Annotated in this window: 1 protein-coding gene; it reads left to right on the top strand. The window is 46.6% G+C overall.

What is annotated here, in order from left to right; translation table 11 throughout:
• The coding region (locus ACTHS3_RS12180) for a FimV/HubP family polar landmark protein (RefSeq protein ID WP_440368056.1) at nucleotides 1-1,831 on the top strand (1,831 nt) is incomplete at both ends.

Genomic DNA, 1,831 nt, shown 5'->3' with positions numbered 1-1,831 from the left:
CACTGTGACTGGCGAGGAAGCTCAGGCTCTACTTAATGGCGGTAAGGCCACTATTTCAAATGGCAATTTGCGCGCAGCGGTACGCAAATTGGGCGATAAGGCAGTCGTTACCATCCGCTCTTCTAAAGCCATCAAAGATCCTGTTTTGGTTTTCCAAGTAGGTGTCGGCGCGCAATCGCGTGAATACACCGCTATTATCGATCCGGCCGGATATGATTCTAAAGATGCTGCATCTGTTCGTACTCGTCCGGCTGCTGAATCTCAATCCTCCGAGCCGACGCGCAATGCCCAACAGCCTGCAACGAAAAACAATAAAGCAGCAGGTAATCAGGCAACTCAAGCGCGTAAAGATGCGCAACGTAAGGCTGAGAAAAAACAAGTTCAGACGACCCCTGCTAAAAACGATACGGCCGTACGTTTAGGCAGGCAGCATTTGGTACGTACGGGTGAAACCCTGATTGCCATTGCGTCGAGCATCCGTCCGCAAGGTATGACTTTGGATCAAACCATCCAGGCTTTGGTAAATGCCAACCCGGATGTGTTTATCGATAATAATGCTAACCGTATGTTGGCAGGTAAGGTGCTGAATATTCCAAACCGTAGCGAATTGCAACGTTTGGCTGCTTCTGCTCCTGTTAAAACCAATACAGCAGTAGAGAAAGGCAATGAAACCGCCAATGCAACAGAAGCTAAAACAGAAAAACCTGTTGTTCAGCCTGAGGTTCAAACTGAAGCTCAGGTCAAAGATGCTGGCGTAAATACACAGCAACAGGAAGAAGTGAAACAAGCTTCAGCTGAACAAACAGAACAAGCAGCATCTGCAACGGTTAATGAAAATGCCTCATCGACTGTTCCTACGTCCGATATTCAAGAAGCTATGGCTTCTGATGCTCAAGAGAACGTAGTGGCTTCTGAGCCTGTTGCAACCACTGATTCTGTCGCAGAGCAAACAGAAAGCGAATCAGACGGCAATTTATGGAAATGGTTATTGGTAGGCGGTGCAGCCCTTATTGCTGCTTGGTTGTTGTTGAAAGCTGCCGGTAAACGTAAAGACGAGCTGGAAGCGGCACCTGTAAGCCGTAAGGATGAAGAGAAGGCTGTACAGAAAAATGTTGCTGCTTCAGCTGCTGCGGTTGCTGCAACTAAAGTAATGCCGTCTGAAAAAACTCAAGACGGCCTGCTGATTGAAGACGATTTTGAAGATGATGTGGTAATCAATGAAGTAGAAGAATCTTCCAATGTTGACGATGTCAAACTTGACTTGGGTAAGATTGACCATAGTCAGGCAGGCATTCTTTCCGGTGCGGTAACACAGGATGTAGAAACAGAGCAACGCCGTCATGCGGATTGGGATAATATCGAGTCGACAGAAAGCGTGTACGAGCCTGAGCCGGAAAATCCGTATCAGCCGGTATCTGTTGTCATGCCTGAGCGAAATGAAGAGCCGCTAGAGTTTACAGTAGAAACGCCTGAAAATTCAGACGACCATGCACTGCCATTTGATGTGAAACAAGATCAGGACGTGCAAATTCAAGAAACCAAAGAAGAAGCAGAGAAAGAAGAAGCTGCTTCCGAGTTTGTGATTGAAGAAGGTGCATTGGAATGGGAAGATGAAGATGTTTCAGTGGCCGCCGATAAAAGCAATAGCGAAAGAGGCTTTGTTTCAGAATCAGTTGGTATGACTGCTCCGCTCGAGGCTAAATATGATTTGGCCAAGATGTATATCGAAATCGGTGATCCTGAGGCAGCTCGAGAAACATTACAAGGGCTGATTGAAGAAGCTGAAGGCGATATTCTATATAAAGCCCAAAAACTGATGAAAGAACTTGGT

The sequence above is a fragment of the Neisseria sp. P0009.S007 genome (assembly GCF_051962515.1).
This window is presented reverse-complemented; position numbering and strand designations above follow the sequence as displayed.